Annotated in this window: 18 protein-coding genes; 6 read left to right on the top strand and 12 right to left on the bottom strand. The window is 62.6% G+C overall.

The window, feature by feature from the left end; translation table 11 throughout:
* Nucleotides 1-80: 80 nt before the first annotated feature.
* The 7 genes from G6N78_RS19720 to G6N78_RS19690 form a co-directional block, all read right to left on the bottom strand.
* Entirely contained in the window at nt 81-1373 is a 1293-nt protein-coding gene (locus tag G6N78_RS19720; RefSeq protein ID WP_165222873.1) for an ABC transporter substrate-binding protein, read from the bottom strand.
* 365 nt (nt 1374-1738) lie between these two features.
* Nucleotides 1739-3487, bottom strand: a complete 1749-nt coding sequence (locus tag G6N78_RS19715) for a hydantoinase B/oxoprolinase family protein (RefSeq protein ID WP_165222871.1) — start codon at nt 3485-3487, stop codon at nt 1739-1741.
* On the bottom strand, nt 3484-5559 hold the full coding sequence (locus G6N78_RS19710) for a hydantoinase/oxoprolinase family protein (protein WP_165225253.1): 2076 nt from the start codon (nt 5557-5559) through the stop codon (nt 3484-3486). The genes G6N78_RS19715 and G6N78_RS19710 overlap by 4 nt, the downstream gene beginning before the upstream one ends.
* Nucleotides 5560-5650: 91 nt before the next feature.
* Complete coding sequence (locus G6N78_RS19705) at nt 5651-6235, bottom strand: amino acid synthesis family protein (protein WP_165222868.1); 585 nt, start codon at nt 6233-6235, stop codon at nt 5651-5653.
* A complete protein-coding gene (locus tag G6N78_RS19700) occupies nt 6232-6816 on the bottom strand; it encodes an amino acid synthesis family protein (protein ID WP_165222866.1) in 585 nt (194 codons plus the stop codon). Before G6N78_RS19700 ends, G6N78_RS19705 begins: the two co-directional genes overlap by 4 nt.
* Nucleotides 6809-7720 carry a UPF0280 family protein gene (locus tag G6N78_RS19695; protein ID WP_165222863.1) on the bottom strand — a complete coding sequence of 304 codons (912 nt, stop codon included), beginning with the start codon at nt 7718-7720 and terminating at the stop codon, nt 6809-6811. The genes G6N78_RS19700 and G6N78_RS19695 overlap by 8 nt, the downstream gene beginning before the upstream one ends.
* A gap of 10 nt (nt 7721-7730) precedes the next feature.
* A complete protein-coding gene (locus tag G6N78_RS19690; RefSeq protein ID WP_165222860.1) occupies nt 7731-9230 on the bottom strand; it encodes a 6-hydroxynicotinate reductase in 1500 nt (499 codons plus the stop codon).
* 229 nt (nt 9231-9459) lie between these two features.
* On the opposite strand from G6N78_RS19690, the gene G6N78_RS19685 reads away from it, so the two are divergent.
* The 4 genes from G6N78_RS19685 (at nt 9460) to G6N78_RS19670 (ending at nt 14705) form a co-directional block, all read left to right on the top strand.
* Entirely contained in the window at nt 9460-9921 is a 462-nt protein-coding gene (locus G6N78_RS19685) for a MarR family winged helix-turn-helix transcriptional regulator (RefSeq protein WP_165222857.1), read from the top strand.
* A gap of 154 nt (nt 9922-10075) precedes the next feature.
* On the top strand, nt 10076-10621 hold the full coding sequence (locus G6N78_RS19680; RefSeq protein WP_370691539.1) for a (2Fe-2S)-binding protein: 546 nt from the start codon (nt 10076-10078) through the stop codon (nt 10619-10621).
* Nucleotides 10618-14160: a molybdopterin cofactor-binding domain-containing protein gene (locus tag G6N78_RS19675; RefSeq protein ID WP_165222854.1), complete on the top strand. Its 3543-nt coding sequence runs from the start codon at nt 10618-10620 to the stop codon at nt 14158-14160. Before G6N78_RS19680 ends, G6N78_RS19675 begins: the two co-directional genes overlap by 4 nt.
* 104 nt (nt 14161-14264) lie before the next feature.
* Nucleotides 14265-14705 carry a YqaA family protein gene (locus G6N78_RS19670; protein WP_234906051.1) on the top strand — a complete coding sequence of 147 codons (441 nt, stop codon included), beginning with the start codon at nt 14265-14267 and terminating at the stop codon, nt 14703-14705.
* A gap of 3 nt (nt 14706-14708) precedes the next feature.
* Here the strand turns inward: G6N78_RS19670 and G6N78_RS19665 are convergent, their stop codons facing one another.
* The 5 genes from G6N78_RS19665 to G6N78_RS19645 form a co-directional block, all read right to left on the bottom strand.
* Entirely contained in the window at nt 14709-15503 is a 795-nt protein-coding gene (locus tag G6N78_RS19665; RefSeq protein WP_165222848.1) for an ATP-binding cassette domain-containing protein, read from the bottom strand.
* Nucleotides 15500-17257 carry a dipeptide/oligopeptide/nickel ABC transporter permease/ATP-binding protein gene (locus tag G6N78_RS19660; protein ID WP_370691554.1) on the bottom strand — a complete coding sequence of 586 codons (1758 nt, stop codon included), beginning with the start codon at nt 17255-17257 and terminating at the stop codon, nt 15500-15502. Before G6N78_RS19660 ends, G6N78_RS19665 begins: the two co-directional genes overlap by 4 nt.
* Before the next feature lie 44 nt (nt 17258-17301).
* Nucleotides 17302-18249 (bottom strand): ABC transporter permease, encoded by a 948-nt coding sequence (locus tag G6N78_RS19655; protein WP_165222842.1) that lies wholly within the window; start codon nt 18247-18249, stop codon nt 17302-17304.
* Nucleotides 18250-18311: 62 nt separating this feature from the next.
* Entirely contained in the window at nt 18312-19865 is a 1554-nt protein-coding gene (locus G6N78_RS19650; protein ID WP_165222839.1) for an ABC transporter substrate-binding protein, read from the bottom strand.
* A gap of 168 nt (nt 19866-20033) precedes the next feature.
* A complete protein-coding gene (locus G6N78_RS19645) occupies nt 20034-21539 on the bottom strand; it encodes a globin-coupled sensor protein (RefSeq protein ID WP_165222836.1) in 1506 nt (501 codons plus the stop codon).
* A 213-nt stretch (nt 21540-21752) separates the two neighbouring features.
* Here G6N78_RS19645 and G6N78_RS19640 point away from each other — a divergent pair, with 213 nt between their 5' ends.
* The gene (locus G6N78_RS19640) at nt 21753-22481 is read left to right on the top strand and encodes a helix-turn-helix transcriptional regulator (RefSeq protein WP_234906050.1); all 729 of its coding nucleotides are present in this window, start codon (nt 21753-21755) and stop codon (nt 22479-22481) included.
* A gap of 363 nt (nt 22482-22844) precedes the next feature.
* Nucleotides 22845-24587 carry a methyl-accepting chemotaxis protein gene (locus G6N78_RS19635; RefSeq protein WP_165225247.1) on the top strand — a complete coding sequence of 581 codons (1743 nt, stop codon included), beginning with the start codon at nt 22845-22847 and terminating at the stop codon, nt 24585-24587.
* The last annotated feature ends 23 nt before the right edge of the window (nt 24588-24610 follow it).

The following is a 24610-nucleotide window of genomic DNA, read 5'->3' as shown; positions in this document are numbered from 1 at the left end:
GCCCGCACGTTCAGGCCACAGGACACCGTGCTCCGCCAGCTTTCGCCGGCGGAGTGTGATCGCATTGCCTTGCGGCAGGATCAGAGATCCATCTTGGTATAGTCGGTGGCGCTTTCGTACAGGCCATCCTCGATCTTGGTGCGGTGCACGACCTTGAGCTTGCCGCCTTCGACCTTGGAAATGTTCTGCGAACCGAAGACCTGGTGGGTCTTGCCGTTGAACTGCTTGGCGCCCTGCGGATGTTCCTTGCCTTCGGCAAAGCTGGTCATCGATTCCATCGCGACGACCAGATCCTTCTTCTGTTCAGGGCCCTTGTAGTTTGCCATCTCCATCGCCTGCTTGATGACGAAGAGCGTCTCCCAGCAGGAGAACATGTGCGAATAGGTGGAGATGTCCTTCGGGTCGGCCACGCTTGCGCCATTGGCATCCACGCCGACCTTCTCGCGGAAGAACTTGTCGAATTCCGTCTGGTTCGCCTGGGCGTAGCGCGGATAGGCTTCCCAGAAATAGGTTCCTTCCAGGAAGCCAAGCTGCGGCGTGTTGAAGTTCACCGCTTCCAGCGAGTCAATAAAGCCGAAGATTTCCGGGCGCTTGCTGCCGAGGTAATCGCCGAGTTCCTTGACGAAGGTCAGGACGGCGGGGCCGACCATGACGTGGTAAATGACCTCGGTCGAGGGCGGGATCTGCGGGAAATAGCGGGTAAACGAGGTTTCCGTCGGCGGCACGGCGATTTTGGCTACCACTTCGCCGCCTTGCGCCTTGATGGCGGCGGTGAAGAAATCGCGGTGGTCATGGCCGAAATTGTAATCGGGGAAGATCATCGTGACCTTCTTGCCGATGGTGCTGCCGATCCACGGCGCCATGGCCTGCACCTGGGCGCGCACATCCGTGATGCCCGGCTGGAAGGTGTAGCGGTTGAGCTTGCCGGCGCCGAGCAGGCTTGCTTCGGAACAGATGAAATAAGGAACTTTCAACTCGCCGGCGCGCGGTGCGGCGGCGGCCACGACGTTCGAGAACAGGTGACCGAAGATCGCATCCACCTTGTACTGGGTGGCGAATTTTTCGACGACTTCCGTGCCGCGCTTCGGATCGGTTCCGTCGTCCTCCACGATCATCTCGACCTTGCGGCCATTGATGCCGCCCATCTCGTTGACGACCTTCACGGCAGCTGTGGCGGTGCGTTCATACCAACGCCCATAGGAGGCGCCGATCCCGGTGCGGTGCATCGGTGCGCCGAGCTTGATCGTGCCATCCTGGGCAAAGCCCGGACGCAACACGGCGGGGCTGGTGAGCGCAAGCGCTGCCCCGCCCAAGGTCTTCAGCGCGGTACGGCGCTGCATGGATAAAGTGAGAGGATTGTATTTCGAGTGCATGGCCGTTCCCCTTGCGTGGTCGAGATGAATTCATCTGCTGTCTGCGCGCCCCTTCTCTGCGGGAGCTTTGCGCGTTTTCTAGTGTATGCACTGTATGGGTGCGAGATTATCAAGGCCCAAAACAGATGCAAGCTAAATTTCGGCCTATTAATCGTGCAAATTCTGCTGCTTTTGTCGCGGAAATGCATCGTCATGTTCAGCAATCCGGTAGTTCGGATCGATGCAGGAGTGGAATTTATAGTGGATTCGCTATATATAAGCTTGGCGCACGAAATCTTCGCGAAGCGCATCACGTCTCCGCTGCGAAAAGCTCTGGCCATGGTCGCGCTTGCGCGCATGGGCGGCTGCCTCCGCAAGGCCTGTCCTCAGGCCGCTTCTGCCTCCGCTCGTAATGCCTTCGTCCCGTCTGCGTCAACAGAACCGTCTGGCTTTAATGCGACGCCAAACATCGTCTTTGCGTCGCTGATGCTGTAGCGCGACAGGCGGACGTCCTCGGCCACCGCCTCCGGCAACCGGGTAAACGGGTCTCCATATCCACCGCCGCCCGGCGTCTGCACGCGCACCCGGTCGCCGGGTTTCAGGGGAATATCCTGCGCCTTCGACAGGTGGTCCGGCGTCATGCGGGTGCCGTTGCGCGTCAGGGTAACCGTGTTCGGCGCACCATCTGCACCGCCCAGTGCCCCCGGCGGGCCGAAACGTCCGTGATCCATCACGAAACTCGCCGTCGCCTCGCCACGGCGCAATTCAATCTCGTAATCGAGTCCGAAGCCGCCGCGATGTTTTCCGGCGCCGCCCGAACCTTCCCGGAGCGCATAGCGGTGGTAGAGTACGGGATATTGCTGTTCCATGATCTCCACCGGCGGCGCCTTGGAGATTCCGATGGTCGAACACCCGTTTGCCAGACCGTCATGATCGGCATTGCCGCCGTAGCCACCGCCGGAAATCTGGTACATCACAAAATTCTGGCCGCGGTCCGGGTCGAAGCCCCCGAGGGCGAAATTGCCGGAACTGCCGGCGGGTGAGGCCGTGACCCGGTCCGGCAGAGCCTCCACGAGGGCGGAGAAGACGGCTTCTGCAATCCGCTGGCTGACCTCCGCCGCACAGCCGGAGACCGGTCTCGGATATTGGGCATCGAGAAACGTGCCTTCCGGACGGATGACCGTCAGCGGCTCGAAGGCTCCGGCCGAAATCGGCACGTCCGGAAAGATGTGGCGCATGGCGAGGTAGACGGAGGAGAGCGTGGTGGCGAGCACCGAATTCATCGGGCCGCGGCAGGGTTTCGAGGAGTCGGAGAAATCAAAGCTGAGTTCGCCATCACGCGCCGTAATCGCCAGCCGGATTTCGAGCGGTTCGTTGACGACGCCATCGCTGTCCACATAGGCGACGGAGGTGTAGGTGCCGTCGGGGATGAGGCGGATGTTGGTGCGCATCTGCTGGCTTGCCCGCACGCGCAGTTCCGCGATGGCCTCGGTGACGGTATCGTCACCATACCGGTCGAGCAGTCGGACCAGACGCTTCTCGCCGACAAGCAGGGCGGCCGCCTGTGCCTTCACGTCACCAATCCGCTGGTCGGCAACGCGGATGTTGGAACAGATGATCGCGTAGATTTCCGGATCGAGCACACCCTGCTTGAAGAGTCGCACGGGCGGAAGCCGAAGCCCTTCCTGCTCGACCGAGGTTGCTGAGGCGGAAAAGCCGCCCGGCACCGCGCCGCCGGTATCCGGCCAGTGGCCGGTGTTGGAGAGCCAGCAGAAGATGTGTCCGTTGCGATAGACCGGCATGGCGAAGCGCACGTCCATCAGGTGCGTGCCGCCGAGATAGGGGTCGTTGACGATGTAGATGTCGCCCGGCTGCGGCGCGGCCGCCTTGCCGGCGGCAATCATCTCGATCAGCACGCGCGTCGAATACTGCATCACGCCAACGAAGACCGGCAGGCCGCTCGACCCTTGCGCAATCAGTGAGCCATCGACGGCGGAATAGATGCCGTCCGACCGGTCGTTGGCTTCCGCGATCACCGGGGAAAAGGCGGCGCGGGAGAAGGACAGGTCCATCTCGTCACAGACCTGCTGCAGACCGGACTGGATGACGGAGAGCGTAATCGGATCGATGCTCATGCGGCGCCCCCGATCGTGATGATGATGTTGCCGTCGTGGTCCTGATGCGCGACATCGCCCGGCTCGATCAGGATGGTCGTGTCCATCTGTTCGATGATGGCGGGGCCGGCGATGGTGGCTGCCTGCGGCAGGTAATCGCGCCAGTAGACGGGCGTGTCGATAAAGCGGCCGAACCAGACGGGCCGGCAGCCGGTGCGGGCGTCTTCAAGCGTGGCCTTGCGTCCGCTGGCGTCGATCAGGGCCGACAGGTCGATCTCCTCGCGCCGGCCGATGACGGAGGTGTTGACGTTGACGAGATTGGCGCGAATTTCCGGCAGTTCGACATGGAAGCGGGCGAAATAGGCCTCTTCGAACCGCCGCTGCAGATCCTCGCGCGTCGGCGTCGCGTCCGGTACAGCCACCCGCAGCAGATGCGTCTGGCCGATGAACTGCATATCAACGGTGCGGATTTCGCGGATTTCGCGGATCGTCACAGCCTCCTTGCCGATCAACTCGCGGCCATCGGCGCTCTGGCGCGCGAAGATCGCGTGCACGGCCTGCATGTCGGCGCTCGCCAGCGGCCGGTTGACGGTCTGGACGAAATCATGGCGTAGATCGGCGACGATGCAGCCGAGCGCATTGGTGATGCCGGGGCGTGACGGTGCCAGCACCTTGGGAATCCCGAGTTCGCGGGCAATGGCGGCTGCATGCAAAGGGCCGGCGCCACCGAAGGCAAAGAGAGCAAAATCGCGCGGATCTTCGCCGAGGCTGACCGAGACCATCCGCACCGCATCCGACATCCGGGCATTGGCCACCCGAATGACGGCATCTGCTGCTGCGATCGCGTCGATACCCAGCCGGTCGCCGAGCTCTGCCTGGAAGATCGCCTTGATCTGATCGAGCGTCATGCCGCCCGGAACGCTGTTCAGGCGGCTTGGGTTCAGGCGACCGAGCAGGAGGTTGGCGTCCGAGATGGTCGGTTTCGTTCCGCCGCGGCCATAACAGATGGGGCCGGGTTTGGCGCCGGCGCTTTCCGGCCCAACCTGCAGGAGACCCGCCGCCGTGATCCTGGCGATCGATCCGCCACCGGCGCCGACGGTTCGCACATCGACCATCGGCACATGGATCGGCATGGCATATTCCACCTCGATCTCGTTCGACACGGTCGGCTCCGCATCGCGGATCAGGGCGACATCCGTCGAGGTGCCGCCCATGTCGTAGGTGATGAGGTTCGGCATGCCGGCCCGCCGACCGGTGAAGGCAGCCGCCATGACGCCGGAGGCCGGGCCGGACATCACCGTCTTTGCCGCTTCCTTCGCCACATGCCGGGCCGAGACCATGCCGCCATTGCCGTTCATCACCAGCACGTCGTGGCGGTAACCGCGCGCCGCCAGCGTATCGGCCAGTCGCTCCACGTATCGGCGCAACAGAGGCTGCACGGATGCGTTCACCGCCGCGGTTACGCCGCGTTCGTATTCCCGGCTTTCGGAGAGAAGCGCATGGCCAAGCGTGATATTGCCGTTCGGCCAAATCCCCGCGGCAATCTCGCCGGCCCTCAGTTCATGCGCCGGGTTGGCATAGGCATGCAGGAAATGGATCACGAGCGCCTCGCAGCCGAGATCGACAAGCTGCCGGACAGCGGCGCGGAGAGCTTCCTCGTCGAGCGGGGTGATGACGTTGCCGCGCGTGTCCAGCCGCTCGGGCACTTCCAGGCGCAGGTCGCGGGGGATGATCGGCCGGAACTCGCCCTTCATGCCGTAGGCGTTCGGGCGGGTGCGGCGCCCGAGTTCCAGCACGTCCCGGAAGCCCATGGTGGTGATAAGGCCGGTCCTGCACAGGTTGCGCTCCAGCACCGCATTCGTGGTGGTCGTCGTGCCGTGCACGATGAGATCGAGCGCCGCAATGTCGGCCTCTGCCGCTTCCAGCGCGTTGACGACGCCGAAAGCCTGGTTGTCGAGCGTGGTCGGGGTTTTGGCAAGGCGGACCCGGCCGCTCGTGGCATCGAAGAGAACGAGGTCGGTAAAGGTGCCGCCCACATCGATGCCGGCGACGATCGACTGGCGTGGAGACGGAGTCCGGGTGTCGTTCGCGATGACGCGCTGATGTAACACGGCTGTTCCCTTTTTATTTGTATGCAAACGAATGTGTCAGTCGTCTTGACAGCTGTCAAGCATCAGGTGGGCTCTAGCGAAGCCCATCCTTTCCTTCGATCTCGGTTGCCTGCAGGCCGCCGACACGGGGCAGGGGCCTGCCGCTGTCGGTCACGGCGACGGCCACCATGATTTCGTCGGCACGCGGACTATCGTTCAGCCAAACCTCCATTCCGTCGAAATGCGAACGCACATAGGCGGCGTCCTTATGGCCCAGCGGAATATCGAGAACCTGGCCCGGCCCACCGCGCTTCTTGCTGGAGGGAACGACCGCCGCCCCCTTTTCCACCGCCTCGCGCAGCGGCTTGCCGAGTGAGGGGTGCAGGATTGCGGCGGCATGTTCCAGTTCGCCGTTTTCCCCCACCATCGCGGCCTTGCCGTAGCTCTCCGCCTGATCCGGTCGGATGCCGAGCGCCTGCACACAAAGCTGCCCCAGCAGCCCGCCGAGTTCGGCGCCGATCTCCATCAGATCCTGAAGGTCCTCAACATAACGACCGGCAAACGGGTTGCGGATGACGGCGACGGCCGACGCCTTGCGGGTCGCAGGCGTGACGGGACGGTCCATCTCGCGATGGATCTCCTCGACAAAGACGGCGATCTTGCGGATCTCGGCCTTCATCTCAAGCCATCCTCGCCCTTGATCTCCTCGGCTTTCAGGCCGCCGACACGCGCATGAATGCGGGCGCCCGTGGTCATGACCAGTGCCAGCACGATCTCATTCGCCCGCGGTGCGTCAGACACGCCCACTTCCATCGCATCGAAATGACTGCGGACATAAGACGCGTTGATGTGGGTAACGGGAACGTCAAGCCGTGTTCCCGGGCCGCCGACCTTCTTGGTGGAGGGAACGATGGCCTTGGCTTCGCCCAGCGCGCCGCGCATCGCATAGCCGCCTGGCACGTGCCAGAGTGCCCCGTGTTCCAACTCGCCGGCCTGGCCGACAATGGCACCCTTGCCATACCCTTCGATGGAGGCCGGCTCGCCGCCCAGGGCGTCGATCAGTTTCTTCGCCATCTCAAGGCCGAGCGGCTCCAGATCCTTCATGAAGCCGGCGATCTCCTCGTGATAGGCGCCGGCAAACGGATTGTGAATGACGGCCAGGATGGCGCCGCGCTTCAGCGGACGCTCCACCTTCGGCCCACCCTCGTGCAGGATGTCTTCAACGATGGTGACGATCTTGCGGACAATCGGTTCAGGCATGAGGTCTCAACTCCAGTCGGGCTGTCATGGGAAATTGGGCGGGAGGAGGGGCCGCGATCCGGTGCGCCCCCTGCAGAAAAAGAGCGGCACGGGTAATAAGGCCGCGGTGGATCAGATGCTCGGCCATCTCTTGTCCGCTCTCCAGCGCCCTTGCAATCTCGTCGGCGGGGAGGGGAGCAACCTCAATGACAACGGCAAGGTCGCCAAGGTCGCTGTCATCCTTGACCGAGGAAGCCGGCGCCCGGCGGATGGCGGGATGGCCCGGCAGATCGACGGCATTGGCAATGATGGTGGCGGCCGCATCGGCACTTGCGGCATCGTTTGCCAGAACGGTCACGCTATCGGCAATGCCGAGAGAGAGCGACCGCCCGCCGCGCCCGGACGTTGCTATACCACGCACCGGCTCGTTGGCGGTGATCCTGAAGCGACCGAGGCCTGTTCCATCTTCCTGGGCGATGCCGACGGAAAATTCCGCCTCTCCCGAAAGGTGGAAGGCAATATCCCCGCCATTGTTGACGAAGATCCGCTCGGGACAGTCGTCCGGGGAAAACCCAAAGCGGATGGCGGCAAGCACCTCGTCCGCCACCGCACCGGCCACCGCCGCCATCGGCGTGATGAAGTGGTTGGCGGCAAAGGGGCGGACAGCCTCCAGCATGCGGCGGGCTGTCCTGCCCCGGGCGTTCGGTCCGTCCGGCGTTGTGGGTGCTTTCAGCAGCCGCAGTTCATCCACCAGTTCCGGCAAAATGGTCTGGAAGCGGCTCCAGGCGCATTGCTGGGCATGGCGGATCTGCTGAGGCGTGGCGCGTGGACCATCGACGCCGATGATGAGATCGATCGGGCCGTGCTGCAGGTGCAGCCGTCCCGTCTCGGATCCGTCCAGATAGCACGCTACCGGTCCGTTCATCGCCGCGCCCTCAGCCGCCCGTGCCCCATTTGAAATTGCGCTCCGCCATCGGCCAGGCGCCTGGCACCAGCGGGGCAATCCGCCGTTCGGCGAGTTCCACCGCCTCCTCGATCGGGATGACGGCCTCCATGTGACCGCCGAGCGTCCGGTAATCCTCAAGCCGCATGGTGAATTCGATCGGCGCAACAAGCGCCGGCGTCGGCACGTAGCCAAAACTGTTGCTCGGCATCTGCATGACGTCCGCCATGACAGTGATGCCGCCGCCCGGCCAGACATAGGCGGGCGCCCCGCCGCAGGAGACGTAGGCGAGGGCATCGCGGACAGAGCGCGTCAACCGCACCGGATTGGTGGTGACGCCGGCGCGCAGGCTGCCGCCCGCACCGCCCATGAAGAGGACCGAGACCATGGCCGGTTCGCAGTTTTCGGCCACCACATCGACCGTTTCCTGAATGGCGGCGGGCAGGATGGTCTGCAGCACCGGCTGCAGGTTTTCGTCGAGGATGTAATAGCCGTACTGGTCGCCGGTGGTGGAGACCATCAGCAGCCGCAGCCCCGGATAGGCAACCTTGGCGTCGAAATCCCCCAGAATGGCGAGCGGATCGGAAATGTTCGTGCCGCCCCAGCCGGTTCCGGGCTCGGCCACCTGGAAATAGCGGCCGGGCGTCGAGCGCCGGCCCTTGATCTTGATGCCGGTCGGCTGGACATCGAGCAGCTTGCCCGCCTGGTGCTCGGACAGCACGCCGGTGATGTGGTCGTCGACCACCACCACCTCGTCCACCATGTTCTTCCACTGCTTGGCGAACATTCCGATCGTCGCCGAACCGCAGCCGACGCGCATCCGGCTTTCCTCGACGCCATTGATGACGGGGGGACAGCCTGCCTGCAGCAGAAGCGTGGCGCCGCCATCGACGACCATCTCGACGCGCTCGCGGTTACACAGGCGCATCAGCGTATCGCAGGTGACGCGGCCCTCCTTTTTCGAGCCGCCGGTCAGATGGTGAACGCCGCCGAGCGAGAGCATCTGCGAGCCGTATTCGCCGGTGGTGACATGGCCGACCGGCTCGCCATCCACCCGCACCGCCGCCGTTTCGGGGCCGATGAAGCGGTCGGTGTCGATCTTCACCTTGGCACCGCAATAGGAGAAGATGCCCTCGGTGACGACCGTCACCATGTCGATGCCGTTCTGTTTCTGCGAGACGATGAAGGGGGCGGGCTTGTAATCCGGATACGTGGTCCCGGCGCCGACGGCGGTCACGAAGGTCGCGTTGGCGTGGACGATGTCGCCATCCCAGTCCGGCTTGCCGCCTTCGGGCAGGAAGGCAACCACCTTGCCGCCATCGCTCAGACTGTTTTCCAAAATGGTCAGCGGATCGACGCGGACGAGATCGCCACCTATGTTCGCATAGCGGTCGCAGGCGCCGGATTTGCCATCGGAAATGTAGCACATCACGGGACAGGCATCGCAACGGATCTTGCCGTTCACAGCGCTTTCCACCTGCTGCTTCACCATCGCATGTCCCCTTCGGGTCATCCTCGGCCAAGATCGTGGCAAGCAAGGCTGCCGATCCCGCGGGGAAGACGCATTTTATTTGTATGCAAACGAATAGTGATCCTGCTTCCGATGGCTGTCAAGCGGGGGTTATCGAGGAAATTCCTTCCGTAACGCCGCTTGCCGATCCGTTGACAAATGGCGGGTGAGACGTAAACCGCTAGGACGCGCGGCGCGAAAGGGATGCGGAATGGCGGACGATCAGACAGGCGCCAAGAACACACGGCGGCCGAAGCAGGCGAAGGCTTACCGGGTCGATCAGCAGATCGGTTTTCTGCTCCGGCAGGCAAACCAGCGCCATGTCGCACTGTTTGCCAGCCTGATGGGCGACAGGCTGACGACCACCCAGTGGTCGGCGCTGACAAAGCTGCAGGAAATCCAGCCGACCTCGCAGAATTTGCTCGGGCGCGAAACGGCGATGGATGCCGCGACCATCAAGGGCGTTGTCGATCGGCTGGTGGCGCGCGGTTATGTGGCGACGGCGCCTGACCCGGAAGATGGGCGGCGCCTGATCCTCTCCCTGACGGCAGATGGTGAGTCTGCGATCGCGCGGAACCTCGAGGCGGCAAGGACTGTGACGGATGAAACCATGGCGCCCCTGACGCCGGAAGAGCGCGAGCAACTGGCCCTCCTGATCCGCAAGATCTGCTGAGATATCCGCGTCTCGTGCGGCGGAAGAAATCATTTGCGTGCGAATGATTTCCTGTTAGCATTCTCGTTATGGATGCGACCGACAAAAACCAAAAGGGGAACGACGCAATCCTGACCTTCCTCCCGCAAGGGACCCAAGGGCAGAGGTGCGCGCGATGTCCCGCCGACGAGGCTGGCGAGCAATGGCACGCGGCCCGGTAACCCTCACCATCAACGGCGAAACACACGATTTCGCAGTGGCGCCTGAGACGCCGCTGCTCTTCATCCTCCGCAACGACTGCGCGCTCAACGGACCGAAATTCGGTTGCGGGCTGGGCGAGTGCGGCGCCTGTTCCGTGCTCGTGGATGATCGCTGCGTGCGGTCCTGCGCGACAAAGATCGGCGCGCTCGACGGGCGTGCCGTGACGACGCTTGAGGGCTTGTCTTCCGGCGGCGAGCCGCATCCGGTGCAGCGGGCCTTTACCGAGATGCAGGCGGCCCAGTGCGGCTACTGCCTGAACGGCATGATCATCGCGACGGTGGCGCTGCTGCGCAAGAACCCGACGCCATGCGAGGCCGAGATCCGCGCCGCCCTGCGCGGCCATCTCTGTCGCTGCGGCACCCACATGGAAATTCTGGCGGCGGTGCGGCGTGCACGCGATCTTTTGGCGGCTGAACGCCTGTCGTCGCATCAGGAGCAGGAGAGGGCGGCCACCCCATGACTGGATTGCGCGAAGTCACGCGTGACGCGTTTTTGACGGCTTCGGACATCCTGCTCGTCACTAGGCCTGGCAGCAGCAATGATCCGGAGATCTATCTGGCGCTGAAGGCGGATGGCGCTGTGATCGCCTTCAACGGCCATGTGGATCTCGGAACCGGTATCCGAACCGCGCTGGCGCAGATCGTGGCCGAAGAACTGGATATCGCCTTCGATCGGGTGGAGATGGTGCTGGGCACAACGAGCGCCGTGCCGGACCAGGGGCCGACGATTGCCAGCGAAACCATCCAGATCGCGGCAAAGCCACTGCGTCTCGCCGCCGCTTCGGCCAGGACCTATCTGCTTGCACTGGCAGCCGAACGGTCGGGCCTTGCGACGGATGGTCTGTCGGTCGAGGATGGCATCATCCGTGCGAATGGTTTTGCGGTGAGCTATGGCGAACTGATCCGCGGCGAGCATGTTCGCATCGATATCGATCCGTCCGCGCCGGCCAAGCCCGTCGAGGCCTATCGGCTGGTGGGCCAGTCGCAACCGCGCAACGACATCGCCGCCAAGGCGCGTGGCGACTGGACCTATGTGCATGACGTGCGGGTTCCGGGCATGCTGCACGGTCGGGTCATCCGCCCGCCCTATGTCGGCTACGATCACGGAGAGGGGGTCGGCAACAGCCTGATCGCCATCGATGAAGCGTCGGTTGCCGAGATCGACGGACTGGTCGGCGTCATTGCCATCGGCGATTTCATCGGCGTGGTTGCCACCCGCGAGGAACAGGCGGCGCTCGCGGCACGGCGTCTGAAGGTGGTGTGGCGTGAACCCCCAGCCCGACCAGACCTGAACGAATTCGAGGAGGCGCTGCGCGCCAATCCGGCCAAGACCCGCATCCTGCGCAATGAGGGCGATATCGAGCGGGCGCTGTCCTCGGCTTCGCCGCGCATGGAGCGTAGCTATGTCTGGCCCTACCAGATGCACGGGTCGATCGGCCCGTCCTGTGCGGTGGCCGACTGGCGCGAAGACCAACTTGTTGTCTGGTCCGGCACGCAGAACCCGCATTTCATGCGCCGCGATCTGGCACTCCTCCTGGAGATGCCGGAGGAGAGGATCGTTGTCGAACGCTATGAAGCGGCCGGCTGTTACGGCCGCAATTGCGCCGACGACGTAACGGCGGATGCCGCCCTCCTGTCGCGCGCTGTCGGCCGACCGGTGCGTGTGCAGCTGACCCGCGAACAGGAACACGGCTGGGAGCCGAAAGGGGCCGCCCAGGTGGTCGATGTGCGCGGTGGGCTCGATCTCGAGGGCGGGCCGATCGCCTATGATTTCGAGACGCGCTATCCGTCCAACCTCTCGCCGACGCTGGCGCTGGTGCTGACGGGCAAGGTTTCCGGAAACGAGACGGTGGAGATGGGGGATCGCACCGCCATTCCGCCCTATGCGGTCAGCAATATGCGCATTGCCGTGCATGACATGCCGCCGATCGCGCGGGCCTCGTGGTTTCGCGGCGTCTCGGCGATGCCGAACACCTTTGCGCATGAGTGCTTCTTCGATGAACTGGCGGCTGCCGCCGGCGTCGATCCCGTCGAATACCGCCTGCGTTACCTAACCGATCCGAGAGCGTCCGATCTCGTCCGCGCCGTGGCGGACAAGGCGGATTGGCAGCCCCGCACCCGCTTTGGCAGTGAAGGCGGCGAGGGCGATCTCCTCTATGGCCGCGGTTTTGCCTATGCGGTCTATATTCACGGCAAGTTCCCCGGCGTGCCGGCGGCCTGGTCTGCCTGGGTGGCGGATGTGGCCGTCAACCGCCGTACCGGCGAAGTGGCCGTGACCAAGGTGACGGTCGGCCAGGATTCCGGGCTGATGATCAACCCGGAGGGCGTGCGCCACCAGATCCACGGCAATGTCATCCAGTCCGTCAGCCGGGTGCTGAAAGAGAAGGTCCGCTTCACGCAGACGGCGGTCGAGAGCGTGGAATGGGGCGGCTACCCGATCCTCACCTTCGAGGAGGTGCCGGATATCGACGTGCTGATGATCCCGCGGCCGGACGAGCCGCCGCTCGGCGTCGGGGAATCGGCCTCGGTCCCCAGTGCCGCCGCGATCGTCAACGCGATCTATGATGCGACGGGTGTCCGGTTTCGCGAATTGCCGCTGACGCCCGACCGGGTGCTGGCGGGGCTGAATGGACAGGAGCGGCAGGTAAAACGCGAGCGGCGGAAGGAGAGCGGCAAGCGACTGTTCCGCTTCGGTCTCGGGTTTGCGGGGATTGCCGGGATCGCCCTCGGGGGCCTGGCGACCTTTTCCCCCTGGCGGCCGACGATCGCCGCCATCCAGCGACCGGACCCGGCCCTCTTCAGTGCCGCCAGCATCGAGCGGGGTCGGCTGGTTGCCGCGGTTGGCGGCTGCAATACCTGTCACACCGATGTAAACTCTGCAGCGCTCGGCGGCGGGCGTGCGTTCGAGACACCCTTCGGCACGGTTTATGCGGCCAACATCTCGCCGGACGCCAGCCACGGCATCGGCTCCTGGTCCTATGCGGCCTTCGAGCGGGCGATGCGGGAGGGGATTTCCCAAGATGGCTCGCATCTCTACCCGGTGCATCCCTACACGGCCTTTCGGCATGCGAGTGACGGTGACCTGCAGGATCTCTATGCCTATCTGATGGCATCGCCCGCCGCTGCCTCCGCGGCGCCGGAAACGCAGCTCAAGGCGCCGTTCAACATCCGGCCGTTGATGGCGGGCTGGAACGGGCTTTATCTTGATGCGGCGAAGGTCCCCTTCGATCCGGTGAAGGGCGAGGTCTGGAACCGTGGCGCCTATCTGGTCGAGAGCCTCGGCCACTGTTCCGCCTGCCATAGTGACCGCAATGCGCTCGGCGCCGAACGGCAGGGAGCCGCACACCTCGCCGGTGGCTTTGCCGATGGGTATGAGGCGCCGGCGCTGAACGCTGCGCGGGCTGGGCCGGTTGCCTGGACGCAAAGCGCCTTCTTCGACTATCTCCGGCATGGCCATGCCGCCGATCACGGGAGTGCGGTGGGCCCGATGGCGGAGGTCGTCCGCTCGCTCTCGGCGCTGCCGGATGCGGATATCGCCGCCATGGCGACCTATCTTGCAGACCTCTCGCCGTCCGTCTCTTCGGAGACCGCCGCGTCTCAGCGCCAAACCGCAATTCTGGATTCAGATGCCGCTGCCGATGCAGCCCGGCTGGCCTATCCAGAAGGCGCGCGGATCTTCGAGGGAGCCTGTGTATCTTGCCATGCGGGCGGGACGCCGCTGGTGAACCTCGCCCTCAACAGCAATCTGCACAGCGATAAGCCAACGAATGTGCTGAATGCCATCTTCCGCGGCGCCGATGCACCGGCAAGCCTTGCCGCCCGTCACACGGCGGATGCGGAGGTGATGTCGATGCCGGCTTTTGCCGACAGTCTTTCGGATCGTCAGGTCGCGGAACTGACCGCCTATCTCCGGGCGCGCTTTGCACCACAGAAAGCGGATTGGGCTGAACTGGAGCGCGCCGCACGGTCGGTGCGGGAGGCGAAAATCGATCAGCATTGATCGTATCGTGATGGTCGGCGGCTTGTGAACGCCCGCCGACTGGCGCTATGGAGGTCGCAAGCGGGCATGGGCCCGCAGTCTCCAAAGGCGGATCCTGTCTCACCTTGCCTCCCGATATCCTCGTCTATCTCGGTCTGTGTGGCATCGCCTTCGTGGCGGCCACCATTTTTCCGGCGCAATCCGAGGCCGTGCTGGTCGGGCTGATCCTGAGCGGGCACTATCCCGTGTGGGCGCTGCTGCTCGCCGCCGGCATCGGCAATGTCAGCGGCTCGGTGGTCAACTGGGGGCTCGGCCGCGGCATTGACCGCTTTCGCCACAAGCGCTGGTTTCCGGTCTCGGAAGACAAGCTGGTCAAGGCCGAAGCCTGGTACAATCGTTATGGCAAGTGGTCGCTGCTGGCCGCCTGGCTGCCGGTGATTGGCGATGCGCTGACCATCATGGCCGGCGTCCTGCGCGTGCCGCTGGTGACGTTCGTCATCCTCATCACGATCTCGAAGATGAGCCGCTACCTCGTGCTCACCCTGATCACGCTCGAATTTCTCTGAGGATCAGCGGGCAATCCGCGGGGCACTGCGAATGAGCTTCTGGGTATAGGGGTGCACGGGCTCGCGAAACAGCCGCCCTGCCTCTTCCAGTTCGACGATCTCGCCGAAATGCATCACCGCTACCCGATCGGCAATCGCCTCGACGACGGCAAGGTCATGGCTGATGAACAGGTAGCTGAGGCCGAGGTCGTCCTTCAGCTTTTGCAAGAGAAGCAGGACCTGCGCCTGGACCGACACGTCGAGCGCGCTCACCGGTTCGTCCAGCACGAGAATCTCCGGCTCTGCCGCGAGCGCTCTGGCAATCGCCATGCGCTGCGCCTGACCGCCGGACATTTCATGCGGATAGCGCTCGAGCGCCTCCTCGGGCATGTCCACGGCGTGCATCAGTTCGCGCATGCGCCGTTTCCGCTCCGCGCTCGCGTAACCGGCAAGCAGGGCAAGCGGTGTGTCGAGGATCTGCGCGATCGTCTTGCGCGGATTGAGCGAAGCAACCGGATCCTGAAACACGTATTGCACGGTTTTGCCAAAGGCTTTCGGCCCTTCCTTGCGCAACGCCTCCGCCGTCTGGCCAGCGATCTCGATCATGCCGGAGGTCGGTGTGTCCAGCCCGACGAGAATGCGGGCGAGCGTGCTTTTTCCCGAACCGCTTTCGCCGACGACGGCGAGCGTTTCGCCCTTCTTCAGATCGATCGAGATCTTGGTCAGCGCCTTCACCTCATGCGAGGCGCCGCCAAACAGCCGCGATTTTCCACCGAATGTCTTTGTCAGGTCGCGGACCTGAATGGCAGTTTCGCTCATGCTGCGCCATCCTTTGCCGAAGATCCGTCGAACAGGCTTGCGACGCGGCGCAGAAACCGGCGGCCCTCGCCGATTTCCGGCACGCAGGCGATCAGCCGTTTCGTGTAGGCGTGCTGCGGCCGGTTCAGAACGGTTTTTGTTTCGCCCGTCTCGACGATCTCACCATCCTTCATTACCGCCACCCGGTCGCAGATCTCGGAGACCACGCCGAAATCATGGGTGATGAAGAGAAGAGCCATCTGCCGCTCGCGCTGCAGGTCCTTGAGAAGTTTCAGGATATCGGCCTGCACGGTGACATCGAGCGCCGTTGTCGGTTCGTCGGCGATGATCACGTCCGGGTCATTGGCGAGCGCCATGGCGATGCCGACCCGCTGGCGCTGGCCGCCGGAGAGCTGGTGCGGATAGTGGTCGGCTCGTGCACGGGCATCGGGGATCTGCACCTTTTCCAGAAGCGCAATGGCGCGCTCCCTCAGCTCGGTGCGTCCGAGCGACTGATGCGCGGCAATGGCTTCGGCCACCTGCTGGCCGATGGTGTAGGTGGGGTGCAGTGTCGTCAGCGGGTCCTGGAAGATATAGGCAACCCTTGCGCCGCGGCAGGCAATCAGCCGGTTCTCCGGCATGGAGAGCACATCCTCATCACCCAGATGAATGGAGCCGTTGCGGATCAGGCCGGGCGGCGAGGCGACGAGCCCCATCACCGACAGCGCCGTCACGCTTTTTCCCGAACCGCTTTCGCCGATCAGGCCGAGGCACTCGCCCGGCAAGACGGACAGGGAGACATTGCGTACGGCCGGCACATAGTGCGCCCCCCTCTGGAAACCGGTATCCAGGCCGTCGATCGACAGGACGGAACCTTGTTCACGCCTTTCATGCGTCTTGCGGTGCCTGGCAATGGCCGTGACCGGACCGGGGCGGCCGAGCGCGCCGGATTTCAGCCGCGGATCGAGCGCATCGCGCACGCCGTCGCCAACGAGGTTCAGGCTGATCACGATGAGGAAGATCATCACGCCCGGCACGATCGAGACATGCGGCGCGGTGAAGAGCTGCGCGCGACCCTCTCCCAGCATGGAGCCGAGATCCGCCTGCGGCGGCTGCGCGCCAAGGCCGAGGAAGCTGAGGCCCGCAGTTTCCAGGATCATCCATCCCGCGGTGGTGGACATGGTGATGACGATGACCGGCAGAACGTTTGGCAGGATTTCTGTCGCGAGGATTGAGAGAGGGCTCTTGCCGGAGAGACGGGCGGCATCGACGAATTCACGATGGGCAAGACCAAGGGTCACACCCCGTACGTTTCTCGCAAAGAAGGGGATGTTGACGATCGCGATGGCATAGAGCGCGTTCATCAGGCCAGGGCCGAGGGCTGCCACGATGGCAAGCGCCAGCAGGATGTAGGGAAAGGCCATCAGCATGTCGATGCCGCGCATCAGGACATTGTCGGTACGCCCGCCCGCATAGCCGGAGACGAGGCCGATCGCCGATCCGATGATGGCGGCAAACAGTGTCGCCGCAAAGCCGACGGCAATCGAGACGCGGCTGCCCCAGATCAGCCGGCTCAGGATGTCGCGGCCCAGCTGGTCTGTGCCGAGAAGGTGGCCCTCGCTGAAGGGTCTGAGCAGACGTTGAGCAGGCGCCGTGGCATTGGGATCTGCAAGCGGCAGGAGAGGCGCGAAGAGAATGACGAGGCCGATCAGGATCAGCAGAACAAGACCCGCTGCGGCAAGCCGGCTCTGAACGAGAAGCCTGAGCGGCGACATGCGGCTTGCTTGTGGGGGCGTGGAAAGGTCGACAAAGCTGTCCGTCATGCGCGGATCCTCGGGTCGAGCAGGGTCTGCACCACATCGGCGGCGAGATTGAAGAGGACATAGCTTGCGGCAACCACCAGAACGCCGCCCTGGACCAGCAGGATATCGCGGGTCGAAATCGCCTTGACCAGCATGGCGCCGATGCCCGGCCACTGGAAAACCGTCTCGATATAGACCGCGCCGCCCAGCACGAAGCCGGCCTGGATGCCGATCACCGGAATGACGCCGACGATGGCCGCCCGGAAGGCATGGCCGTAGACCACCTTGCGTTCGGAAAGGCCCTTGGCGCGCGCCGTGCGGATGAAATCCTGCCGCAGCACTTCCAGCATGGCGCCGCGGGTGAGACGTGCAATGACACCGGCGGCAACGACGGAAAGGGTCAGCGCCGGAAGAATGAGATGACGCAGCAGATCCGGCAGGTCGCCGCCGCCATAGACGGCATACATGCCGCTGGGTGGCAGAAGCCGCCAGTTCACGGCAAAACCGAGGATCAGCAGAAGGCCAAGCCAGAAGGAGGGCATCGAAATGCCGGCCAGCACGACAAAGGTGATGATCCGATCGGCCCAGCCATACTGGCGCACAGCGGAGACGACGCCAGCGAGAAGCCCGATGATGGAGCACAGCACAAGCGAGGTGCCCGCCAGAATCAGTGTTGCGCCGAACCGTTCACTCACCTCCGCAAGCACCGGTCGGTTGAGAATGTAGGACCGTCCGAGATCGCCCTGCAGCACATTGCCGATCCAGATCAGGTATTGCTGCACCAGCGGCTTGTCGAGACCGAGATCACGGTTGATCCGCTCGACATTTTCCGGCGTCGCATAGGAGCCAAGAATGGCGGTGGCGGGATCGCCCGGGATCAGCGCCATCACCAGGAAAACAATGATGGACAGACCGAACAGGACCGGGATGACCGAGAGCAGGCGCTTGGCGATATAACGTGTCATGGCACTCCAGCGGGATCTGCCGGAGGTGGCTCTGCGATGAACTACCTCCGGACAATCTTCACTTACTTGCTGACCTGTCGGAGATTCAGCAGGAAGGAGGATTCTAGCGTGAAGCCTTGCACATTGGCGCGCGTCACCGCGTTCTGCTTCCAGTTGGCAACGAAGAGCCAGGGTGCATCGTCATGGACGATCTGCTGCACTTGCCCGTACAACGCGGCGCGTTCTGCCTGATCGGTCGAGGTGCGTGCCTTCTCCAGGATCGTGTCGAGCTCCGGGTTGGAATAGTAGCCCGAATTGAAGCCGCCCTTGTCCGGCATGGCGGCGGTGCGCAGCGCCAGATAGGGCAGGGTGTCCGGATCATTGGTCATCCAGGCCATTTCGGCCATGTCGGCCTTGCCTTCCAGACCCGTATTGACGCGGGAGAGAAAGCTGTTCCACTCATAGGTCTCGATCTTGACCTTGAAGCCCACCGCTTCGAGATCCGCCTGGATGGCGGCGCCCATGGTCACCGGATCCAGCATGCCGGAGCCGCCTTCGGTGATGTAGAAAGTCAGGCTGGGATCCTCGACCTTGGCATCCGCCAGCAGCTGTTTTGCCTTCTCCGGATCATACGGATAGGGTTCGACCGAAGACTTCACCCAGTCGAAAGCCGGTGCGATCGGCCCGGCGGACACCGTCGCCGTTCCCTGAAGCACGTTATCGACGAGGCCCTTCTTGTTGACGGCATAGTTTGCCGCCTGGCGGACGGCCTTGTCCTTGAACGGGCCTTCCTTGGTGTTGAGAATGCTGAACCAGACATGCGGCCCGACCTGTTCGCTGACGGCAAAATTCGGATCGTTCTGGAAAGTCGCAATATTGTCCGGCGGAACCTCCACCATCACGTCGATGCCACCGGCCATCATTTCGGCGACGCGGGTGTTGGAATCGGTGATCGGTCGGAAAACAACGGCCTCAAGTGCCGGCGCCTCATTCCAGTAGTCGCCATTCCGCTCCGCCACGACGCGCTGGTTCGACTGCCATTCCACGAATTTGAACGGACCCGTTCCGGACGGATGGCGGCCAAAATCCTTACCGTATTGCTGCACGGCGGCGGGCGAGACGATGAGACCGGTCGGATAGGCGAGGTTGGACAGGAAGGGCGCGAACGCTTCCTTCAGCTTGAACTCGACGGTCTGCGGATCAACGACATTGACCTGATCCACCGCTGCGAAGTTGAACGAGAGCGGGAAGGGCCCTGTGTTGTAGAATGGATGGTTCTCGTCCAGCATGCGGTCGAAGTTGAACTTCACCGCTTCGGCGTCAAAATTGCTTCCATCATGGAACTTGACGCCCTGCCGAAGCTTGAAGGTGTAGGTCTTGCCATCGTCGGACACGGTCCAGCTTTCGGCAAGCGCCGGTTCCACCTGCAGGGTGCCGCTTTTGAAGCGCACCAGCCCGTCATAGATGTTGACGAGAATACGAAAGTCATTGGTCGCGGTTGCGACATGCGGATCGAGCGATTGCGGCTCGGCAATCTGCCCGACGATCAGCACGTTCGGGGGCGTTTGAGCCTGAGCCAACGGTGCGGTCAGCGTCAGGGCGGCAGCGGCGATCGCGTTGCGAAACAGCCTCTTCATCGGAAGGATCCTTTCGATTTGGCGTGTTGGGAACCGGTCTTCTCACCCGGTAACTATGGCCAAGATCTACTATGACAACCGCTGACCGAAAGAATTAAGGGCTTTTTCGGACCTCGCAAATGCCAGCGCGCCCGAGGGCGCGCCTATCTAAAACGCTGGCAAGCGCCGTCAGGCACTCCGCCGCTCGCGATCCTCGTGGCGGGCCTGCTCGTGTGACGACGACGTCTTGAAGCGGGACAGCAGTTCGGAGAGGCCGGAACTGATCCCCGCAAGGTTCTGCGTCGAGGCGTTGGTTTCTTCCGTCAGGGCGGCATTGCGCTGCGTGATCTGGTCGATGCTGCGGATCGCCGCATTGATCTCGTCGATACCGGAGGACTGTTCCCGCGCCGACTGGGCGATCCAGCTGATGTGTTCGCTGATGGTGTTGACCCGGTCGCCGATCGTCACCAGGGCCTTGCCTGTGCGGTTGACGAGGTCGACGCCGCGATTGACGTCTGCGGCGGACTGATCGATCAGCTCCTTGATTTCCTTCGCCGCGGCAGCCGAACGCTGGGCAAGTTCGCGAACCTCCTGAGCAACGACGGCAAAGCCCTTGCCCTGCTCGCCGGCACGCGCCGCCTCGACGCCGGCATTCAAGGCCAGGAGGTTCGTCTGGAACGCAATTTCGTCGATCGCGCCGATGATCTGGGTCATCTTCTGTGACGACCCTTCGATCTGTCCCATGGCGCTGATCGCTTCTTCAACGACCTTGCCGGAACGCACCGCTTCCTCGGCGGATTCGCGCACAACCGTCTGAACTTCGGCCGTGCGCTGAGCGGCGGACGCGGAAATCGTCGTGATCTCCTCGATCGCGGCTGCGGTCTGCTCCAGCGCGGAGGCCTGCTGCTCCGTGCGTTTGGCCATGTCGTCGGTGGCACCAGAGATGCTTCCGATTTCCGCCAGCACCTGGGCCACGGCGCCGCGAATTTCCAGCATCGCACCGTTCAACTCGGTGATCGATTCATTGTAGTTCGACTTGATCCGGGAGAAGCCGTCCGAGAGTTGCTCCGTCATACGGAAATTGAGATTGCGGTCGGACAGATTGCGCAGAGCCCTGTCGAGGGCAGCAAGCGCCGTTTCCTGTTCAAGGGCCGCTTTCTGACGTTCATCCTCTATCTTCTTGCGGGCGGCGGCCAGTTCGTCGAGATAGACGGAAATGGCATAATCCATGTCGATCAGGGCGGCCTTGACGACGGCGGAGATCTTCTCTTCAACCGTCTTTGCCTTTTTGGCGTGCAGGAAGCCTTTGAGTTCCGACGCGACAACAGCTTTGATGATCCCTTCGAGGATCAGCGTATAGCCGCCGATATACCAGCGAGGCTCCAATCCGAGCCTCGCATGGGTGCGGCCGACCGTTGAGACGGCATCGACATAGCTCGCGTCGTATTTCCCGGACGCGATTGCTGCCCAATGCTGCTCCTGTCGTGCCTTTGCATGCGCAATGTGCCCCGCAGAGGAGAAGAAGGAGGCTGTGTGCGGATGCTTCTTGGCCTTGTCGTAGAAGTCATCCAGCGCAGGTCCGATCGCCTGGCGGATCAGTGGCTGCATCTCCGAAAGCACACGACGCGCCGGTTCATTCAGGCCGGCAAAATCCAGGCGTTCGTTCAGGTCCTTCAACGTCTCGGGGGTAGTCATCGTCAACTCCAGGATGAGGCGGCAGCGCGCAGTTGAGATACATTAGAAGGGATTCATTAACGCTAACTTATTGTTGAGACGTTGCCTGCGCGCTATATCCGATGCGATTGTGGTTCAGGTTTGGAGCCGCTTGATTCCGTAACCATTTGTCCCTCTTGCGCCCTTTAAGACGTGCCCAGGACAGACATCCTTGATTTGATTAGGTGTATCATGGTGACCAGCCCGATTTTCCGTCGTGCAGACGATCTGGATCAGTATGTCGATCTAGCATCCGTGCCCCGGCATCGGTTCATACACAATCACCCCTTCACCGCAAGGCTGCGCAAGGCGGTTGCGTTCGATTACGTGATGGTGAGCGGCCTGGACATCGACAATTTCCGCTTTGGAACCGGGCATTCCATCGACACCGATTTCCCGCCAGCCTTCATCGAATCGTACTACGACGAGAAGTTCCATCTCACCGATCCCTTCATCGAGCGTGCCAAACTGTCCGAAGGTGTCGTGATCGAAAGCGAGGTGTTGCAGGGTGTCAAGCTTGCCCCGCGACTCGCCTACCTGCTCGATACGTTTAACGTCAAGAACCGTCTCCTGTTTCCGATTCGTCGGGGTGAGGACATGTATGGCTGCGTCGGCTTTACCCGATCCGTGCCATTTGAGAGAGATGAGATCGATTTTCTCGGTGCCATCGCGCAATCGACACACACGGCCGTGACACGACCGCTGATGGAGCGTTTCGCGGCTTCGGCGCTGCGCCTGTCATCCGGTGAAATGGTGTGTCTGAAACTGGCCTCCAAAGGCCTCACCAGCGAGCAGATCGCGCAGGAGAGCGGATATCAGGTCGATACCGTCAACACCTATATCAAGAATGCCACCCGCAAGGTGGGGGCAGCCAATCGCACGCAGGCCATTGCCGAAGCCATCCGCCGTCAGTTGATCGATTGATGCTAGATCTGTACGCCGTCTCGGCTACAGATCGGGCTTGAGGCGAATTCGGATGAAAGGAAGCCACGATTCGTTGAGGAATGGCCAATCTGTGCGCATTCGAACAAAAATTATGCAGCTCCTTAAAAGGCGGGAAATGCAATTCACGAATTGCTAATGAAGCAGTCCTAAAACTCGTATAGGAGCATGCCGCATGTCGCTCACCATGAGAGTGAGCGCAGTGGCAAGCAGATCGGGTCTTTCCATCTGTGTCAGCGCGTCAATGGTCGATCGCAGTAGGCGCGTGGAGTGATCAGCAAATGGGATAGCCTCATATCACGTTCGTTTCTCTTCACATCGGATGCAGATCGCATTCTCGACGCGATGAACCGCTCCTTTGCGACCATCGAGTTCGACCCCTCCGGGCGCGTCCTGACGGCCAATGAAAATTTCTGTTCGACGCTCGGCTACCGCCGCGAAGAAATCATTGGGCAGCATCACCGTATGTTCGTTCCGCCGGAAGAGGCGATGAGCGAGGATTACAAGCTTTTCTGGGCGAAGCTTATGCGTGGCGAATTCGACAGGCGGCAATATAAACGCATCGCCAAGGGCGGCCGCGAGATCTGGATCGAGGCCTCATATAATCCCATCATCAGGAACGGACGCGTCTATAAGGTTGTCAAGTTAGCAACCGATATCACCGCCATCCGTCTGGAAGCAGCGGATTATGCGGGCAAGATCCACGCGCTCTCTCGTGCCCAGGCCATCATCGAGTTCAAGCCGAGCGGCGAGATTCTGACAGCAAACGCAAACTTTCTGGATGCCATGGGGTATCGGCTGGAGGACATTGTCGGACGCCACCATTCCATCTTTTGTGACCCGGCGTATGTGCAAACCGCCGATTATAAGGATCTCTGGGACAGGCTTCGGTCCGGCGAGTTTGCCGCAGGCGAATTTCAGCGGTTTGGGCAGGGCGGAAGGCCCATCTTCATACAGGCCTCCTATAATCCGATCCTCGACCTGAACGGCAATGTGTTCAAGATCGTCAAATTCGCAACGGACGTGACCGATCGTGTCCGGAACGTCAACACACTTGGCGATAACCTGAAGAAGATGGCGGCGGGCGATCTGACGGGCGAAATCAAGGAGAAGTTCATCCCTGCACTGGATACGCTGCGAGATGACTTCAATCACGCGGCCGAAAAGTTGAGATCGGCGCTCGGATCGGTCGCCAGCAGTGCGGATCTGATTGCTGCGGAGGCGAGCCAAGTGAGGGCGGCAGCCGACGACCTGTCGAAGAGGACGGAGCAACAGGCGGCTTCCGTTGAAGAAACGGCGGCGGCTCTTGAGCAGATTACGACGACGGTGTCCGATTCCAGCCGCCGAGCTACCGATGCGGGCGACCTCGTCCGGCGAACTCGCGCCAATGCTGAACGCTCCGGCGAGATTGTGCGCGAGGCCATCATTGCCATGAGCGCAATTGATCCGTCGTCCAACGAGATTTCATCGATCATCGGCGTGATCGACGAAATTGCCTTCCAAACCAATCTTCTGGCGCTGAATGCCGGTGTCGAGGCTGCGCGCGCCGGAGAGGCTGGCAAGGGCTTTGCCGTGGTTGCGCAGGAGGTGCGTGAGCTTGCCCAGCGCTCGGCAAAAGCTGCCAAGGAAATCGAAAGTCTGATCACGACCTCTGCTACACAGGTGAAGCAGGGTGTAAGCCTGGTCGGCGAGACGGGCGGATCGCTGCAGGAGATCGTTGCCCAGGTTCAGGACATCAGCAACAACGTGGCGGCAATCGTCGAAGCCTCGCGTGAGCAATCCATGAGCATCAACGAGATCAACCAGGCGGTCAACACGATAGACCAAGGCACCCAGCGCAACGCGGCCATGGTCGAGGAGAGCAATGCGGCGAGCCATTCGCTGGCTCAGGAAGCCTCGCAGTTGATCGCGCTTGTCTCTGCGTTCAACTTGGGTGCGACGGCGGCGGGCACTGCTCCACGAAACGTCGGAAGGTCAGGCCGGGCCGGGCCAACAGGCATAGCCGCCGGCACGAGACGGCATGCCCCGCTGCCTATCCGCGGCAACGCCGCCCTTGCCGCCCAGTCCGCGAGGTGGGACGACTTTTGATCCTGCGCACCCGAAACCGGGCT

Source organism: Allorhizobium pseudoryzae, assembly GCF_011046245.1.
Classification (GTDB): Bacteria; Pseudomonadota; Alphaproteobacteria; order Rhizobiales; family Rhizobiaceae; genus Neorhizobium; species Neorhizobium pseudoryzae.
The sequence above is the reverse complement of the archived record's forward strand: the minus strand, read 5'-3'. Positions and strand labels throughout refer to the sequence as shown.

Bases quoted from the DNA above. Each gene is read 5' to 3' on its own strand.
- G6N78_RS19720 (WP_165222873.1), bottom strand. From the start codon at position 1,373: ATGCACTCGAAATACAATCCTCTCACTTTATCCATGCAGCGCCGTACC.
- G6N78_RS19715 (WP_165222871.1), bottom strand. From the start codon at position 3,487: ATGAGCATCGATCCGATTACGCTCTCCGTCATCCAGTCCGGTCTGCAG.
- G6N78_RS19705 (WP_165222868.1), bottom strand. From the start codon at position 6,235: ATGAAGGCCGAGATCCGCAAGATCGCCGTCTTTGTCGAGGAGATCCAT.
- G6N78_RS19700 (WP_165222866.1), bottom strand. From the start codon at position 6,816: ATGCCTGAACCGATTGTCCGCAAGATCGTCACCATCGTTGAAGACATC.
- G6N78_RS19695 (WP_165222863.1), bottom strand. From the start codon at position 7,720: ATGAACGGACCGGTAGCGTGCTATCTGGACGGATCCGAGACGGGACGG.
- G6N78_RS19690 (WP_165222860.1), bottom strand. From the start codon at position 9,230: ATGGTGAAGCAGCAGGTGGAAAGCGCTGTGAACGGCAAGATCCGTTGC.
- G6N78_RS19685 (WP_165222857.1), top strand. From the start codon at position 9,460: ATGGCGGACGATCAGACAGGCGCCAAGAACACACGGCGGCCGAAGCAG.
- G6N78_RS19680 (WP_370691539.1), top strand. From the start codon at position 10,076: ATGTCCCGCCGACGAGGCTGGCGAGCAATGGCACGCGGCCCGGTAACC.
- G6N78_RS19675 (WP_165222854.1), top strand. From the start codon at position 10,618: ATGACTGGATTGCGCGAAGTCACGCGTGACGCGTTTTTGACGGCTTCG.
- G6N78_RS19665 (WP_165222848.1), bottom strand. From the start codon at position 15,503: ATGAGCGAAACTGCCATTCAGGTCCGCGACCTGACAAAGACATTCGGT.
- G6N78_RS19660 (WP_370691554.1), bottom strand. From the start codon at position 17,257: ATGTCGCCGCTCAGGCTTCTCGTTCAGAGCCGGCTTGCCGCAGCGGGT.
- G6N78_RS19655 (WP_165222842.1), bottom strand. From the start codon at position 18,249: ATGACACGTTATATCGCCAAGCGCCTGCTCTCGGTCATCCCGGTCCTG.
- G6N78_RS19650 (WP_165222839.1), bottom strand. From the start codon at position 19,865: ATGAAGAGGCTGTTTCGCAACGCGATCGCCGCTGCCGCCCTGACGCTG.
- G6N78_RS19645 (WP_165222836.1), bottom strand. From the start codon at position 21,539: ATGACTACCCCCGAGACGTTGAAGGACCTGAACGAACGCCTGGATTTT.
- G6N78_RS19635 (WP_165225247.1), top strand. From the start codon at position 22,845: ATGAACCGCTCCTTTGCGACCATCGAGTTCGACCCCTCCGGGCGCGTC.